Source organism: Nocardioides alkalitolerans, assembly GCA_038184435.1.
In the GTDB taxonomy this organism is placed as follows: domain Bacteria; phylum Actinomycetota; class Actinomycetes; order Propionibacteriales; family Nocardioidaceae; genus Nocardioides; species Nocardioides alkalitolerans_A.
The window spans coordinates 1,809,108-1,823,601 of the sequence record CP116227.1 but is presented as its reverse complement, the minus strand read 5'-3'; the positions used below and the strand labels follow the sequence as shown (position 1 = coordinate 1,823,601).

The following is a 14,494-nucleotide window of genomic DNA, read 5'->3' as shown; positions in this document are numbered from 1 at the left end:
CTGCCGAGGCTACGCCCGCGGCGGTGGGGGTCGGCTCCGCCCGCCTCAGCGCCGGGCGAGGTGGAGCCAGTAGGCGCCGACCCGTCCGTGGGCGGGCACCTCGACCTCCCGCTCCTCGGCCGCGCCGAAGACGTCGGTGAGGGCGGTGGTGAGGGCGGGGGAGCGCGCGGCGGACCAGACGACGACGGTGCCACCGGGGCGGAGCACGCGGGCGACGACACCGAGCGCCGGGGCGGTGTAGAGCGCCGCGTTGTCACCGTGCACGAGGTTGTCGGGGCCGTTGTCGACGTCGAGGAGGACGAGGTCGTACGACGCGTCCGGTGCCTCCTCGAGCACCGTGGCCACGTCGGCCTCGACGACCCGGATCCGTGCGTCGGCGAGCAGGGCCGGGCCGTGGGGCACGGTGCCGTCGCGCATCCAGGCGGCGACGGCCGGCTCGATCTCGACGACGTCGAGGTGGGTCACGCGCCGGTCGGCGAGCACGGCGTGCGCGGTGAAGCCGAGCCCGAGACCGCCGACGAGCACCCGCTCCGGTCGCTCGACCTGCGCGAGCGCGGCCTCGGCGAGGAGACGCTCGCTCGTGGTCTCGACGGTGTCCATGACGAAGACGCCGTTGACGCGCAGCTCGTGCGCACCGTCCTCGCGACGGCGGAGCACGACCTCGCCGCGGGGTGAGGTGGCGCGGGCGACGTGCGAGTCGGTGGGGTCCACGGGGCGAGCCTAGGGGTGGGGATGCGGGTCGCCGAAGCGCTCGAGTGCGCTGAGGTAGCGACCTCCGACGCTGACAGCCTCGATCCGACGGAGCCGGCGCCGTCCGGGCCCGGCCGCCCAGGTCCCGTCGCCGTCCATCGCATGGAGCACGAGATGCTTCTCGCCCGTCTGGAGGATCGTCCCGACCTCTGCCCGCAGGTAGCCGGGAGCCACGCGCTGGTGGAGCATCACCAGCTCCCCGCGTGCCACGACCAGGCGCAGCAAGGTGTCCAGCGACGCCTTCGGATCGACGTCGAGGCGGCTCACCGGCGTTCCGAGGCCGGTGACCGCCCGCCGCGTGAAGTCGGGGACAGGATCCTTGTCCACACCCTCGACGTCCCGCAGGCGGAAGAGCGCCACGTCGTCCAGGAAGTACCCGTCGGCCAGGGTGTGCGCGACGACCCACGTGTCGGTGAGCCCCAGCACGTACGTCCACGTGGGCCGCCGGCGACCTCGGAACCGCAGCCGGACGGCCCTGTCTTTCTCGCGCGCCCGCGTCAGGCGACGGACGACCTTGGAGGACTGACCCATGGCGCGAACCCTGCACCATCGGGCACGCAAGGATCGAACGCTTTTACGCGGCCGCTACCGGGCAGATCGCCCACGGTTGGGTGCGCTCGCTACCGTCGTCGCTTGAATCGTCAACCTATCTCGGAGGTTCTCGTGTTCCGCAGTCTCGTTACGCCCGCGCCCGCTGTCCTCCAGGACGTCGCGCTCCTGCTGGCCCGCCTCGTCACCGGTGTCGTGCTCGTCGCCCACGGCTGGCAGAAGGTATCGACCAACGGCCTCGACGCCACCGGTCAAGGCTTCGGCGCCATGGGGGTGCCGCTCCCCGACGCCGCCGCCACGTTCACCGCCGGTGTCGAGCTGGTCGGCGGAGCGCTGCTGCTGCTCGGTCTCCTCACGCCGGTCGCCGGGGTGCTCGTGGCCGCCGTCCTCGCCGGGGCGTTCTGGTTCGCGCACCGCGGTACCACCGTCTTCGTCTCCGAGGGCGGCTGGGAGCTCGTCGCGGTGCTCGGCGTGCTCGGTCTCGTGCTGGCCGCGGTCGGCCCGGGTCGTTTGTCGGTCGACGCGGTGGTCGCGGGTTCGCGTCGGGACACCCACGACGAGGCGCCCGTTCGGGAGGACGCCCGCGCCCGTTGAGGTCGTCCGACCTGGGGCCTGTTGATCATCGGCGAGAACTGTCGGTGGGCTGGGGTTGAGTGGTGGCCATGACGGGGGTCGGCTCAACGGGTGACGCCGGTGGCTTCGGGCCACCGGTGCCGGAGCCGCCTGCCGACTTCTTGGTCGATCTGCCCGATCCCGACTGGTTGGAGCACGCGTTCACCACGGGTGAGTGGCCTGCGGAGGCAACGCGGGGGTGCCGGATCGTCGGGCGTGACGAGAGGGGGTACGACGCGCCTGAGCCGGCCGCGGAGCCTGAGCCTGGGTGGGTGGTGCCGGGTGTCGCCTCGAGTCCCGGTGCGGGTGCGGGTGCGGTCGATGTGGGGCATCCGGTGCTGGAGGCGATCCGGGTGGCCACGGCCGTTCTCGCGGACGATGGGCGGACCGGGCTCGGGTGGTTGAGTGCACCGCAGACCGGGATCGCGTTGGTCGACGCGCACCGGCTCGTCGCCCGCGCGTCGGCGCTGGTCGCGGTGTTGGTGCAGCACGCCGAGGAGGTCGAGCTCCACCGGCAGAACGGTGCGTCGACCGCTGCGGTGTGGTTGGCGAACGCGAGCGCCGTGACCCGTCGCGATGCCTATCGGTTCGCGAGGATCGGTGACGCTCTGGCTGGTCGGTGCGACACACACCTGGCACCGGCCTGCGAGGCCGGGAGGGTGGACACCGAGCAGGCCGACGTCATCGTCAGGGCGCTCGACGCGCTCCCCGACGAGCTCCCCGACGAGCTACGGCTGCAGGCAGAGGAGACGCTCGTCGGGTTTGCCACCGACCACGACGCCAAGGCCCTGCGAGCCGTGGGCAAGAAGATCCTCACGGTCATCGCTCCCGAGGTCGGCGAAGCCCACGAGGCCGCGCTGCTGGAGAAGGAGGAACGCGAAGCACGCTCGGCCTCCCGGCTCAGCATGGTCTCCGACGGCCACGGCAAGATCCACGGACGGTTCACGCTGCCCGAGCTCCACGGCGCCATGCTCCGCAAAGCCCTCGACGCCTACGCCGCCCCCCAGCACCTCAACACCAACGACGACCCCGACCAGCGGTTCGTCACCGGCCGCCCGACGCCGGAGCGGTACGGCCAGGCATTCCAGCAGCTGCTGGAGATGCTCGACCAGAAAGACCTCCCGGCCACGGGCGGCACCGGAGCCACCGTCGTCGTCACCATGACGCTCGAGTCACTGCTCGATGGTCTGGCGGCCGCATCGTTGGACACCGGCGGCACCCTCAGCGCAGGCGAAGCCCGACGCCTCGCCTGCGAAGCGGGGATCATCCCCGCCGTCCTCGGCACCAACAGCGAGGTCCTCGACCTCGGCCGCACCGCCCGCTTCCACACCAGAGCCATGCGTCTCGCCATGGCCATCCGCGACGGCGGCTGCGTCGCCGAGGGCTGCAACCGACCACCCCACCAGTGCCACGCCCACCACCTCACCCCATGGTCAGCCGGCGGCCACACCAACGTCGACGACGGCTGCCTCCTCTGCGACCAACACCACCACCAGATCCACGACCCGCTCTACCTCGTCGAACGACTCGGCACCGGCAAGGTCCGCTTCACCCGTCGCGAGTGACGTTGCCCTCGGGTACGTCGCCCACGGCCAACGCATCGCTGTCACGGGGTTCAATGACTTCGTGCTCGCCGTCGTCGCTGCTTCCCAGGAGGCGGTTGCTGCTGCGCTGGGGCCGTCGGGTTGGTTCGAGCTGGGCCCGAGCCGCCACGGCTGGATCTGCGTGTGGGGCCCGGACGTCGCCGACGCGACGGATCGGATCCCGCGGTCGCTTCTCGATACGTGCGTGCTCCCCGGCGCGCCCGACACGATCGTGATCAACGAGAAGTGGGCAGTGGGCACGGGCGACGGTGACGACGACGTGGTCCCCGGATTCCGCGTCGACCTTCGCGCCGGGGGAGTACGGGCCCAGCGCATCCCGGTCGCCAGTCCGCCGGGCGGCGCCACCCAGCGGGGAGTGGCGAACGTCCTCGTGCGACTGTTCGGCGACGTTCCCGGCCGCGGCACTCAGCTTGCCCGGGAGATCCAGCAACAAGACGCGGCCTCCGCCGTCGAGCACGCGTTGGAGTCCAGCTGCGGCGACGTCGCGGGACTGGCGGACCGGCTCGGGTTTCTCCTTCCACGACTTCCGCCCACTCGTCCCCCCGATCCCGACCGTGCCGTGCTGCTCCACCGCAGCACGACGCGCAGACGGAGGCGGTCCGTCGACGCATCGTCGCGCTGGGGCCGGAGCGTGCAGCTCACGACGCTCGACGCCGGGTGGGATGCTTATCAGTGGGGGAGCCGAAGCGACACCGACCCCGCCCACGTCCGGGACCTCGCTGCCAGCGCTGCTGGCGGCGACACCGTGGTACTCCTCGAGCGGGGGCCCGGCACAGCGCGTGCCGACGTCCAGATGGCGGGGCATCGACGCGTGCGGACCTGGGACGGTTGGCTCCGTTCCACCGAGCAGGGCGACCCCGAGCCGGGCGACACCGAGCAGTGCGGGTCTCGCTGGCCCGTTCATGGCGGCGTGACGGACCCGCTCGTGGACGTCGTCCGTGCTGTCGGCATCCCTCCCCGGGCGTTGCTCCTCCTCGACGCTCCCCACGTAGCGTCGTACGACGAGGTCCGCACGCCTGTCTCTTTCCTGCGGGTCGTCGCCGCGCGCTTCGCCCCCTGAGCCCACGACCGCTGGCGATCCGTCGGGCACCACCCCCGTGGCACCATCGCAGGCGTGTCCCGCCGCGCTCGCACGCTCCGACCGCTCGACGACTCCGAGGCCGCGCGGCTGCGCGCGGCCGAGCTGACCTACCTCGCCGACCGGCTCGGCACCACGCTCGACGGGGAGGAACCGCCGCCCGGCTACCACCGCCTGCGCGCGGCGCGCGTGGTCGGTCACGGCCGCGACCACTTCGAGGCGGCGGTCGCGGCGCTCGACGACTGGCAGGTGCAGCGGCGGTCGGGTGCCGCCGTACGGGCCGACGGCGGCAGCCTCACCGTCGGGACGGTGGCGGTCGTGCGGCTCGCGCTACCCGTCCTGGGGTTCGTCGGGGTCGACGCACCGGTGCGGATCGTCGACGTCGTGGACGAGGACGACCGTCGCGGGTTCGCCTACGGGACGCTGCCCGGGCACCCCGAGGAGGGGGAGGAGGCGTTCGTGCTGTCGATCGCGGACGACGGCGTCGTGCGCTTCACCGTCGATGCGTTCTCCCGACCGGCGTCCCGGCTGGCGCGCCTCGGCGGTCCGCTCACGTCGACGGCGCAGGCCATCATGACGCGCCGCTACCTCGCGGCGCTCGAGACGCCCTGACGCGTCCGGACCGGAAGAGCGGGCGAGCTCACCTCTCGCGCGAGCGCACCCGGATCCCGCTCAACGGCACGGTCACGGCACCGGACGGGTCCGTGAAGAAGTCGTTGCCCTTGTCGTCGACCACGATGAAGGCGGGGAAGTCCTCGACCTCGATCTTCCAGACCGCTTCCATGCCGAGCTCGGGGTACTCGATGATCTCCTGGCTCTTGATGCAGTCCAGCGCGAGCCGGGCGGCGGGGCCGCCGATGGAGCCCAGGTAGAAGCCGCCGTGCTCGTTGCACGCCTCGGTGACCTGCTTCGAGCGGTTGCCCTTGGCGAGCATGACCATCGATCCGCCCGCGGCCTGGAACGACTTCACGTAGGAGTCCATGCGTCCCGCCGTCGTGGGGCCGAACGAGCCCGACGCCATGCCCTCGGGCGTCTTGGCCGGGCCGGCGTAGTAGACGGGGTGGTTCTTCAGGTAGTCCGGCATCTCCTCGCCGGCGTCCAGGCGCTCCTGGATCTTCGCGTGCGCGATGTCGCGCGCGACGACGAGCGGCCCGGTCAGCGAGAGGCGCGTCTTGACGGGGTACTGCGACAGCTGCGCCAGGATCTCGCTCATCGGCCGGTTGAGGTCGACGGCGACGACCTCGCCGCCCTCGATGTCCTCGGCGGTGCCGGCGTCGGGCATGTACTGCGCCGGGTCCGTCTCGAGCTGCTCGAGGAAGACACCCTCGGGCGTGATCTTGCCGAGCGCCTGACGGTCGGCCGAGCACGACACCGCGATCGCGACGGGGCACGACGCACCGTGGCGGGGGAGGCGGACGACGCGGACGTCGTGGCAGAAGTACTTGCCGCCGAACTGCGCACCGATGCCGAAGCCCTGCGTCAGCTTGAAGACCTCCTCCTCGAGCTCCGTGTCGCGGAACCCGTGGGCGGCCATCGAGCCCTCCGTGGGGAGGTCGTCGAGGTAGTGCGCCGAGGCGTACTTCGCCGTCTTCAGCGCGAACTCCGCGCTCGTGCCGCCGATGACGACGGCGAGGTGGTAGGGCGGGCACGCGGCCGTGCCGAGCGAGCGGATCTTCTCGTCGAGGAACTCGAGCAGCCGCTTCGGGTTGAGGATCGCCTTCGTCTCCTGGAACAGGAACGACTTGTTGGCCGAGCCGCCGCCCTTCGCCATGAAGAGGAACTTGTACTCCGGCTTCCCCGACGTCTGCGGCGTCGAGTAGATCTCGATCTGCGCCGGCAGGTTGGTGCCGGTGTTCTTCTCCTCGTACGTCGTCAGCGGGGCGAGCTGCGAGTAGCGGAGGTTCAGCTGCGTGTAGGCGTCATAGACGCCCGCGCTGATCGCCTCGCCGTCGTCGATGCCCGTCAGCACACCTTCGGACTTCTTGCCCATGACGATCGCCGTGCCCGTGTCCTGGCACATCGGCAGCACGCCGCCGGCGGAGATGTTCACGTTCTTGAGCAGGTCGAGCGCGACGAAGCGGTCGTTCCCGCTCGCCTCGGGGTCGTCGATGATCTTCCGCAGCTGCGCCAGGTGCGCCGGTCGGAGGAAGTGCGAGATGTCGTGCATGGCCTCGGCGGTGAGCCGGCGGATCGCCTCCGGCGCGACCCTGAGGAAGGTCTGCCCGTCGACCTCGATCGTGCTGACGCCCTCGGTCGTCACCAACCGGTACGGCGTGGTGTCCGGCCCGATCGGGAGGAGGTCGGAGTAGCGGAAGTCGTCGCCCGGGGCGGGGAGTCCGGAGGTGCTCACGGACACGCACCGTAGCCCCGTCGTCCGGTCGTCCCCTGGTAAGGCTCACCTCACTTCGAGCCGTACGCCCTGGGGCGACGCGGCGGACACCGGCCCTTGACAGGCCGCGGGACGAGCCGCGTACGGTGGCGGGCATTCCACCACGGGAGTCCACGGCAGTGGGCTGAGATGGGGCTGAGGCCGCTCCGACCGTCGAACCTGATCCGGGTCATGCCGGCGCAGGAAGTGAGGAGCGTTCTCGTGTCCGCTGTGCGCAGCGGCGCGGCCACCGGAGTGCCGCGCCTGACGATCATCGTCGCCCCGTCCGACCCCCTCGACCTCGTCGGGCCGCTGGCCGCCGTCGGCGGCGCCAGCCCGGCAGGGTCCCCGGGGGCCGTCGGCTTCCAGGTCCGTGCCAAGGACGGGACGACCGCCGAGCTCCTGGCCCTCACCACCGCGGTCCTCGCAGCGGCGCGTCCCGCCGGTGCCCGGGTGCTCGTGAACGACCGCCTCGACGTCGCCCTCGCGGCCGGGGCCGACGGCGTGCACCTCGGTGCCGACGACCTGCCCGTGGCGTCCGCCCGGGCGATCGCCGACCGTCTCGCCCCGCCCGGGTTCCTCGTCGGCGCCACCTGCCGCGACCGCGACGCGGTGGTCGCGGCGCGGGCGGCCGGCGCCGACTACGCCGGCTTCGGACCCGTCGCCGCCACCACCTCGAAGGCCGGCCTGCCCGACCCGCTCGGCGTCGACGCCGTCACCCGCGCCGCCGGCGTGCTCCCGCTCGTCGCCATCGGTGGCATCACGCCCGACCTCGCCCGCGCCGCGGTCGCCGCGGGCGCCCACGGCGTCGCCGTCATCGGCTCCGTGTGGCGACAACCCGATCCCCTCGACGCCGCGGGGGCCCTGCTCGGAGCCCTCTGATGCCCGCGGACGACCGGGCGAGCGTGCTCGTGCGCGGCGCCGGCATCGTGGGCCTCGCGGTCGCGGACGAGCTCGCCCGCCGCGGTCACGCCGTGCGCGTCGTCGACCCGTCACCGGGCACGGGCGCGTCGTACGCCGCCGCCGGCATGCTGAGCCCGTCCGCCGAGGTGTGGTGGGGCGAGGAGGCCCTGCTCGACCTGGGCGTGCGGAGCGCGGGGGAGTGGCCCCGCTGGGCGGCGCGTCTCGGCGTCGACCTCCACCCGCGCGGCACGCTGCTCGTCGGCCACGACCACGGCGACCTCCAGCAGGTCGAGCGGCAGGCGGCGCTGCTCGCGAGCCTCGGTCGACGCGCCGAGCCGTGGACCGCCGCGGAGCTGCGCCGCCGCGAACCCACCCTCGGACGCGTGGCTGGCGGCCTCCACCTCCCCGACGACCACGCGGTCGACCCGCGGGCCGTGGTCGCCGCGCTGCGGGCGCGTCTGCCCGTGGCGCCCACCGTGCCGGACGGCTTCCGCCCGGACGTCGAGGTCGTCGCCACCGGTGCCGTCCTCCCGGCGCCGTGGACCCCGCTCGTGCGCGGGGTGCGCGGCGAGGTGCTGCGCCTCCGCACCGACGACCCGCCGGCCGCCGTGGTGCGCGGGTGGGTGCGGGGGGAGCCGGTGTACGTCGTGCCGCGCGGTCCGGCGGGCCCGCTGCGGCCGGGCGGTGCCCCGGTCCCCGTGGAGGTCGTCGTCGGTGCCACGTCGGAGGAGCACGACGCCCCGCCGGTCGTCACCGCGGGCGGCGTCCTCCGCCTGCTCGACGCCGCGCGCACGCTGCTGCCCGGGTTCGAGCGTGCCGAGCTCGTCGAGGCCACCGCCCGCGACCGGCCCGCGACCCCCGACCACCTGCCGCTCGTGGGTCCCGCGCCGGGACCGACCGACGCGGGCGGCGGCCCCCGGGTGCTCCTCGCCGCCGGGCTGTTCCGCCACGGGGTGCTCCTCGCGCCGCTCGTGGCCGGCCTCGTGGCCGACCAGGTGGAGCACGACGTCCCACCCGAGCCCGCGCTCGACCCCCGCCGCTTCGCGCACCTGCTCGCCGCCACCGAGACCCCCGACCAGCCCACCCCCGACCAGCCCACCCCCGACCAGCCCACCCCCGACCAGCCCACCGCCGAAGGAGACACCCGTGCCCCTGCTCGCGCTCAACGGTGAACCCACCCCGACCGACGCCACGACCGTCGCCGCCCTCGTCGCCCGCACGGTCGGCGACCCGGCCGGCCACGCGGTCGCGCTCAACGGCGTCGTCGTGCGGCGCGCCGACCATGACCGCACCCCGCTGGCCGACGGCGACGTCGTCGAGATCGTGACGGCGGTGCAGGGCGGATGACCGACCTCGTCGTCGCCGGGACCGTGCTGTCGTCCCGGCTCCTCCTGGGCACGGGCGGCCTGCCGCACCCGGCCCTGCTCGACCCGGTGCTCGACGCGGCGCGGCCCGGCATGGTCACGGTGAGCGTGCGTCGCACGTCGTCGCGTGCGGAGGCCGGGCTGCTGGCGGCGATCGTGCGCCGCGGCGTACCGGTCCTGCCCAACACCGCCGGCTGCCGCAGCGCGCGGGAGGCCGTCCTCACCTCCGAGCTGGCGCGGGAGGCGCTGGGCACGGACCTCGTGAAGCTGGAGGTCGTCACCGACGACGCCACGCTCCTCCCGGACGTCGTCGAGCTGGTCGACGCCGCCGAGCAGCTCGTGGGCCGAGGGTTCGCGGTGCTGCCCTACACGACCACCGACGTCGGGGTCGCCCGGCGCCTCGTCGACGCGGGCTGCGCGGCGGTCATGCCCCTGGGCTCGCCCATCGGCTCGGGGCTGGGCATCACCGACCCCGCGGCCGTGGAGGCCGTGGTCGCCGCCGTCGCCGGCGCCGTGCCGGTCGTGCTCGACGCCGGCATCGGCGCGCCCAGCGACGCCGCGCTCGCCCTCGAGCTCGGGTGCGACGCCGTGCTCGCCGCCTCCGCGGTGACGCGGGCCGCCGATCCCGTGGCCATGGCGGGCGCGCTGCGGCTGGCCGTCGAGGCGGGCCGGGCGGCGTGGGGCGCGGGGCGGATCCCGCGCCGTACGGTCGCCCGCGCCTCCAGCCCCACCCTCGGGCGGGTGAGCGCGTGAGCGGCGACCTCGTGCTCCTCACCGACCGGTCGCAGCTCCGCCTCGGCCGGGGCCTCGTCCGCACGGTCCGCGAGTGCGCGGCTGCCGGCCTGCGCACCGTCGTCGTGCGGGAGCACGACCTGGCCCTCGCCGAGCGGGCCGCGCTCGTCGCGCGTCTCCGGGACGTCCCCGGGCTCACGGTCCTGGCGTCGCGCACCCTCGTCCCGGGCGCCCACGGCGTCCACCTCGCGGCCGCCCAGCCCGGCACGGGGGTCGGGCGTTCCTGCCACGACCTCGCCGAGGTCGCTGCCGCCGTCGCCGCCGGAGCCTCCTACGTGACGGTGTCGCCGTTCGCGGCGACGGCGAGCAAGCCGGGCCACGGGCCCGCCCTCGCACCCGCCACGTACGCCGCGGCGCGGCGCCTCACGGCCGGCTCGGCCACCCGCGTGCTCGCGCTCGGGGGCGTCGACGCGCGCAACGCCGCGGCGGCGGTCGCCGCCGGCGCCCACGGTGTCGCCGTCATGGGCGCGGTCATGCGGTCCGACGACCCGGCGGCCGAGGTGGCCGCGCTGCTCGCGGGGTTGGCGCAGCGCCGTGACGCGCGCGGAGCGGTGGCATGACCCCGCCCGTCGTGCTCAGCGTGGCCGGCACGGACTCCGGCGGCGCGGCGGGCACCGCCGCGGACCTCACGACGTTCGCGGCGCTCGGGGTGCACGGGGCCTGCGTCGTCACCGCCGTCACGGCGCAGGACACGACGGCCGTCCACGCCGTCCACGCCCTGCCCCCGGCCGTGGTCGCGGCGCAGGTCGACGCGGTCCTCGGTGACCTCCCGGTGGCGGCGGTGAAGACCGGCATGCTGGGCTCGCCCGTGGTCGTCGCGCTCGTGGCGGAGCTCCTGGCCGGCGCCCCCGCGCGTCCGCTGGTGGTCGACCCCGTGCTGGTCGCGACGAGCGGCGCGGTGCTCGGCGACGCGGCGGTGGTCGCGGCGTACGTCGGCTCCCTGCTGCCCGTCGCCACCGTCGTCACGCCCAACGCCGACGAGGCGCGGGCGCTGCTCGGGCGCGCACCCGACGACCCGACGCCGACGTGTGACCTCGCCGGCGAGCTCGCGCTGCTGGGACCGGCGGTGCTGCTCACCGGCGGCCCGGACCCCCGCGACGACGCCCCCGACCCGTGCTGCACCGACTGGCTCGCGCTGCCGGGCGCCCAGCCCCGCCCGCTGCGGCACCCCCGCGTCGCGACGCGCAACGACCACGGCTCGGGCTGCACCTACGCGTCCGCCCTCGCCGCCCACCTCGCCCGGGGCGAGGGCCTCGCCTCCGCGGCCGACCGTGCCGCGTCGTACACCACCCGCCAGCTCGTGCGCTCCGCGCCCTGGCGCCTCGGACGGGGCCGCGGCCCCGTCGCCCACGTCCATCCCCACCCGGCAGGAGAACCCGCATGACCAGCCAGTCCGTCCACCCCGCCCACTCCCGTGTGCTCGTCGACGGCCCGCCCGGACCCGACGGCACCCCCGTGCGGGTGCCCGTCACCCGCGTCGCGCTGACCAACGGCGAGACGTTCGACCGCTACACGACCGCCGGTCCCGGCTCCGACCCCGAGGTCGGGCTGCCCCCGCTGCGCGCCGCGTGGATCGCGGAGCGGGCCGACACGGAGGAGTACGCCGGGCGCGCCGCCCGCCTCAGCGACGACGGCCGGGCCGCCGTGCGGCGTGGGGAGGCCAGCGCGGCGTGGCGCGGCGAGCGCCGCACGCCCCGGCGGGCGCTCCCGGGCCGGCGCGTCACCCAGCTGCACTACGCGCGGGCGGGCGTCGTGACGCCGGAGATGCGGTACGTCGCGGCGCGCGAGGGCTGCGACGTGGAGCTCGTGCGGAGCGAGGTGGCCGCCGGGCGCGCGATCATCCCGCTCAACGTCAACCACCCCGAGGCGGAGCCGATGATCATCGGGCGGCGCTTCCTGGTGAAGGTCAACGCCAACATCGGCAACTCGGCGGTGACCAGCTCGATCGCCGAGGAGGTCGACAAGCTCACGCACGCCGTCACGTGGGGCGCCGACACCGTCATGGACCTCTCGACGGGCGACGACATCCACACCACCCGCGAGTGGATCCTGCGGAACTCGCCGGTCCCGATCGGCACGGTGCCGATCTACCAGGCGCTCGAGAAGGTCGACGGCGAGGCGGACCGGCTGACGTGGGAGGTGTTCCGCGACACCGTCGTCGAGCAGTGCGAGCAGGGCGTCGACTACATGACGGTCCACGCGGGCGTGCTCCTGCGTCACGTGCCGCTCACCGCGCAGCGCGTCACCGGCATCGTGTCGCGCGGCGGCTCGATCATGGCGGGCTGGTGCCTCGCGCACCACCGCGAGAACTTCCTCTTCGAGCACTACGACGAGCTGTGCGCGATCCTCGCGTCGTACGACGTCAGCATCAGCCTCGGCGACGGGCTGCGGCCCGGGTCGGTGGCCGACGCGAACGACGCCGCGCAGCTCGCGGAGCTGCGGACCCTCGCTGACCTGACGACCCGCGCCTGGGAGCACGATGTCCAGGTCATGGTCGAGGGCCCGGGGCACGTCCCGCTCGACCTCGTCGAGGAGAACGTGCGGCTGCAGCAGGAGTGGTGCCACGGCGCGCCGTTCTACACGCTGGGGCCCCTGGCGACGGACGTCGCGCCGGGCTACGACAACATCACCTCCGCCATCGGCGCCGCCACGATCGCGATGCACGGGACGGCGATGCTCTGCTACGTCACGCCGAAGGAGCACCTCGGGCTCCCGGACCGCGACGACGTCAAGACGGGCGTCATCACCTACAAGCTGAGCGCCCACGCCGCCGACGTGGCGAAGGGGCACCCCGGGGCGCGGGCCTGGGACGACGCGCTGTCGAAGGCGCGGTTCGAGTTCCGGTGGCGCGACCAGTTCGCCCTGGCGCTCGACCCCGTCACCGCCGAGGCGTTCCACGACGAGACGCTGCCCGCCGAGGCCGCGAAGACCGCGCACTTCTGCTCGATGTGCGGCCCCAAGTTCTGCTCGATGCGGATCAGCCAGGACGTGCGCGACCGGTTCGGGGCGACCGCCCCGGAGGTGGCGGCCGGGATGCGCGCGAAGGCGGCGGAGTTCGTCGAGCTCGGGGGCACGGTGTACGTCGACGGTCCGTGACAGACGTCAGTACGCCGCGGGCTGCGCGTTGCCTACGCTGGGTCCCATGACGACCGACCCGTCGCAGCTGCGCATCTCCGACGCCGACCGGCACAAGGTCGCCGAGCTGCTCCAGGGGGCCGCCGGCGAGGGGCGTCTCGAGACCGACGAGCTCGAGGAGCGGCTCGAGGCGACCTACGCGGCGAAGATCTACGCCGACCTCGTGCCGATCGTGGCCGACATCCCCGGCGAGGCGCCGACCTCGCCGGGGACACCGGTGGTGCCCTACGGCGTCTCCGGGGCCCCGACGCGTCCGGCCGGTCCGGCCCCGGTCTCGTTCGAGAAGGCCGCTCGCTCGGGGGTGCCCGCCGTCTACTACCCCTCGAGCGTGGCCATCCTCGGCGGCGTCGAGCGCAAGGGGGTCTGGGAGATCGGCGCCACGCACTCGGCGTTCAGCCTGATGGGCGGGGTCGAGCTCGACCTGCGCGAGGCGCGGTTCGCCCAGCGCGAGGTCACGATCCACGCCAACGCGTTGATGGGCGGCGTGGAGATCACGGTCAACGCCTGGACCCACGTCATCGTCGACGGCGTCGGCATCATGGGCGGGTTCGCGCAGGACCGCGACCGGGTCGAGGCACAGCTCGACCAGAACTCGCCGATCGTGCGGGTCAAGGGCGTCGCGCTCATGGGCGGCGTGTCCGTCGTGCGCAAGCCGATGCCCGGTGAGCGCAAGCGGAAGCGGAAGACGCTCGGCGGTCGCTGACCCTGCCGTCCGGGCCGACGGCCTTCCCCCTCATCGAGGGTAGGGGCTGCCCGACGACCAGCGGGACGTCGGGTCGGCCGTGGGCGGCGTCGGGTGGGTCGTCGAGGACGTCGGGTGGGCTCCCCGGCGGATCATTGCTCCGAGACCGAGCCCGGCCAGCGCAGGGACCGCGACGAGCAGGAACCATGTGGGACCGAGGTCGGCGAGGTCGTCGAGGGCGTCCTGCAGCGTGATCTGCTCGATCGCCACGTACGTCCAGAGCTCGCTGGCGACCGCGGTCAGCCCGGCCACGAGCGCCCAGAGGGCGGCGGCGGGCAGGAACCGGCGTCGGTAGCCGTCGATCGCGGCGACGGCGAAGGCGGCGCAGGCGAGGAAGAGCATCGCCAGCAGGCCGCTCCCGATGTCGGCGTCCTCCGTCGGCGCGACCCGGGACATCAGCTCCACGAAGCCGTCGGAGACGGCGACGAGGAGGGCGACCCGGAGAAAGAGCGCGAGGACGAACGACAGGGTCCGGTGGAGGACGGCAGGAGTCATGCCGACCATGGTGTTCCGCCCCGCGCCTGGGTGCATGGGTCGGCGTACTCATTCGCCCCGACGCTGTTGCCGCGGCGTTCGACCAAGCTCGGCGTTCGACCA

General features: G+C 74.1%; 16 protein-coding genes and 1 riboswitch. Of the genes, 12 read left to right on the top strand and 4 right to left on the bottom strand.

Annotated features, from left to right (window positions below):
* Positions 1-45: 45 nt before the first annotated feature.
* Both PIR53_08720 and PIR53_08715 read right to left on the bottom strand, forming a co-directional pair.
* On the bottom strand, positions 46-711 hold the full coding sequence (locus tag PIR53_08720; GenBank protein ID WZH54057.1) for a hypothetical protein: 666 nt from the start codon (positions 709-711) through the stop codon (positions 46-48).
* 9 nt (positions 712-720) lie between these two features.
* On the bottom strand, positions 721-1,281 hold the full coding sequence (locus tag PIR53_08715) for a hypothetical protein (GenBank protein ID WZH54056.1): 561 nt from the start codon (positions 1,279-1,281) through the stop codon (positions 721-723).
* Between the two features lie 132 nt (positions 1,282-1,413).
* Here PIR53_08715 and PIR53_08710 point away from each other — a divergent pair, with 132 nt between their 5' ends.
* From PIR53_08710 to PIR53_08695, 4 genes are all read left to right on the top strand, one after another.
* Positions 1,414-1,893, top strand: a complete 480-nt coding sequence (locus tag PIR53_08710; protein ID WZH54055.1) for a DoxX family protein — start codon at positions 1,414-1,416, stop codon at positions 1,891-1,893.
* A gap of 68 nt (positions 1,894-1,961) precedes the next feature.
* Complete coding sequence (locus PIR53_08705; protein WZH54429.1) at positions 1,962-3,476, top strand: DUF222 domain-containing protein; 1,515 nt, start codon at positions 1,962-1,964, stop codon at positions 3,474-3,476.
* A gap of 61 nt (positions 3,477-3,537) precedes the next feature.
* Positions 3,538-4,575, top strand: a complete 1,038-nt coding sequence (locus PIR53_08700) for a hypothetical protein (GenBank protein ID WZH54054.1) — start codon at positions 3,538-3,540, stop codon at positions 4,573-4,575.
* Between the two features lie 54 nt (positions 4,576-4,629).
* On the top strand, positions 4,630-5,205 hold the full coding sequence (locus PIR53_08695; GenBank protein WZH54053.1) for a DUF1990 domain-containing protein: 576 nt from the start codon (positions 4,630-4,632) through the stop codon (positions 5,203-5,205).
* A 28-nt stretch (positions 5,206-5,233) separates the two neighbouring features.
* Here PIR53_08695 and PIR53_08690 read toward each other — a convergent pair whose 3' ends face one another.
* Entirely contained in the window at positions 5,234-6,943 is a 1,710-nt protein-coding gene (locus tag PIR53_08690) for a fumarate hydratase (protein ID WZH54052.1), read from the bottom strand.
* Positions 6,944-7,075: 132 nt separating this feature from the next.
* A riboswitch (TPP riboswitch) is annotated at positions 7,076-7,186 on the top strand.
* Here PIR53_08690 and PIR53_08685 point away from each other — a divergent pair.
* From PIR53_08685 to PIR53_08650, 8 genes are all read left to right on the top strand, one after another.
* Positions 7,184-7,843: a thiamine phosphate synthase gene (locus tag PIR53_08685; protein WZH54051.1), complete on the top strand. Its 660-nt coding sequence runs from the start codon at positions 7,184-7,186 to the stop codon at positions 7,841-7,843. Its footprint overlaps the riboswitch before it by 3 nt.
* Complete coding sequence (locus PIR53_08680; GenBank protein ID WZH54050.1) at positions 7,843-9,036, top strand: FAD-dependent oxidoreductase; 1,194 nt, start codon at positions 7,843-7,845, stop codon at positions 9,034-9,036. The genes PIR53_08685 and PIR53_08680 overlap by 1 nt, the downstream gene beginning before the upstream one ends.
* The gene (thiS, locus tag PIR53_08675; protein ID WZH54049.1) at positions 9,011-9,211 is read left to right on the top strand and encodes a sulfur carrier protein ThiS; all 201 of its coding nucleotides are present in this window, start codon (positions 9,011-9,013) and stop codon (positions 9,209-9,211) included. The genes PIR53_08680 and thiS overlap by 26 nt, the downstream gene beginning before the upstream one ends.
* The gene (locus PIR53_08670; GenBank protein ID WZH54048.1) at positions 9,208-9,981 is read left to right on the top strand and encodes a thiazole synthase; all 774 of its coding nucleotides are present in this window, start codon (positions 9,208-9,210) and stop codon (positions 9,979-9,981) included. Before thiS ends, PIR53_08670 begins: the two co-directional genes overlap by 4 nt.
* The gene (locus PIR53_08665) at positions 9,978-10,580 is read left to right on the top strand and encodes a thiamine phosphate synthase (GenBank protein WZH54047.1); all 603 of its coding nucleotides are present in this window, start codon (positions 9,978-9,980) and stop codon (positions 10,578-10,580) included. Before PIR53_08670 ends, PIR53_08665 begins: the two co-directional genes overlap by 4 nt.
* Positions 10,577-11,404 (top strand): bifunctional hydroxymethylpyrimidine kinase/phosphomethylpyrimidine kinase, encoded by an 828-nt coding sequence (thiD, locus tag PIR53_08660; protein ID WZH54046.1) that lies wholly within the window; start codon positions 10,577-10,579, stop codon positions 11,402-11,404. The genes PIR53_08665 and thiD overlap by 4 nt, the downstream gene beginning before the upstream one ends.
* On the top strand, positions 11,401-13,116 hold the full coding sequence (gene thiC, locus PIR53_08655; protein ID WZH54045.1) for a phosphomethylpyrimidine synthase ThiC: 1,716 nt from the start codon (positions 11,401-11,403) through the stop codon (positions 13,114-13,116). Before thiD ends, thiC begins: the two co-directional genes overlap by 4 nt.
* Before the next feature lie 46 nt (positions 13,117-13,162).
* On the top strand, positions 13,163-13,858 hold the full coding sequence (locus tag PIR53_08650; GenBank protein ID WZH54044.1) for a DUF1707 domain-containing protein: 696 nt from the start codon (positions 13,163-13,165) through the stop codon (positions 13,856-13,858).
* A gap of 30 nt (positions 13,859-13,888) precedes the next feature.
* Here PIR53_08650 and PIR53_08645 read toward each other — a convergent pair whose 3' ends face one another.
* Positions 13,889-14,392 (bottom strand): hypothetical protein, encoded by a 504-nt coding sequence (locus PIR53_08645; GenBank protein ID WZH54043.1) that lies wholly within the window; start codon positions 14,390-14,392, stop codon positions 13,889-13,891.
* Positions 14,393-14,494 lie beyond the last annotated feature (102 nt).

Bases quoted from the DNA above. Each gene is read 5' to 3' on its own strand.
- PIR53_08715 (WZH54056.1), bottom strand. From the start codon at position 1,281: ATGGGTCAGTCCTCCAAGGTCGTCCGTCGCCTGACGCGGGCGCGCGAG.
- PIR53_08705 (WZH54429.1), top strand. From the start codon at position 1,962: ATGACGGGGGTCGGCTCAACGGGTGACGCCGGTGGCTTCGGGCCACCG.
- PIR53_08680 (WZH54050.1), top strand. From the start codon at position 7,843: ATGCCCGCGGACGACCGGGCGAGCGTGCTCGTGCGCGGCGCCGGCATC.
- PIR53_08670 (WZH54048.1), top strand. From the start codon at position 9,208: ATGACCGACCTCGTCGTCGCCGGGACCGTGCTGTCGTCCCGGCTCCTC.
- thiD (WZH54046.1), top strand. From the start codon at position 10,577: ATGACCCCGCCCGTCGTGCTCAGCGTGGCCGGCACGGACTCCGGCGGC.
- thiC (WZH54045.1), top strand. From the start codon at position 11,401: ATGACCAGCCAGTCCGTCCACCCCGCCCACTCCCGTGTGCTCGTCGAC.
- PIR53_08650 (WZH54044.1), top strand. From the start codon at position 13,163: ATGACGACCGACCCGTCGCAGCTGCGCATCTCCGACGCCGACCGGCAC.
- PIR53_08645 (WZH54043.1), bottom strand. From the start codon at position 14,392: ATGACTCCTGCCGTCCTCCACCGGACCCTGTCGTTCGTCCTCGCGCTC.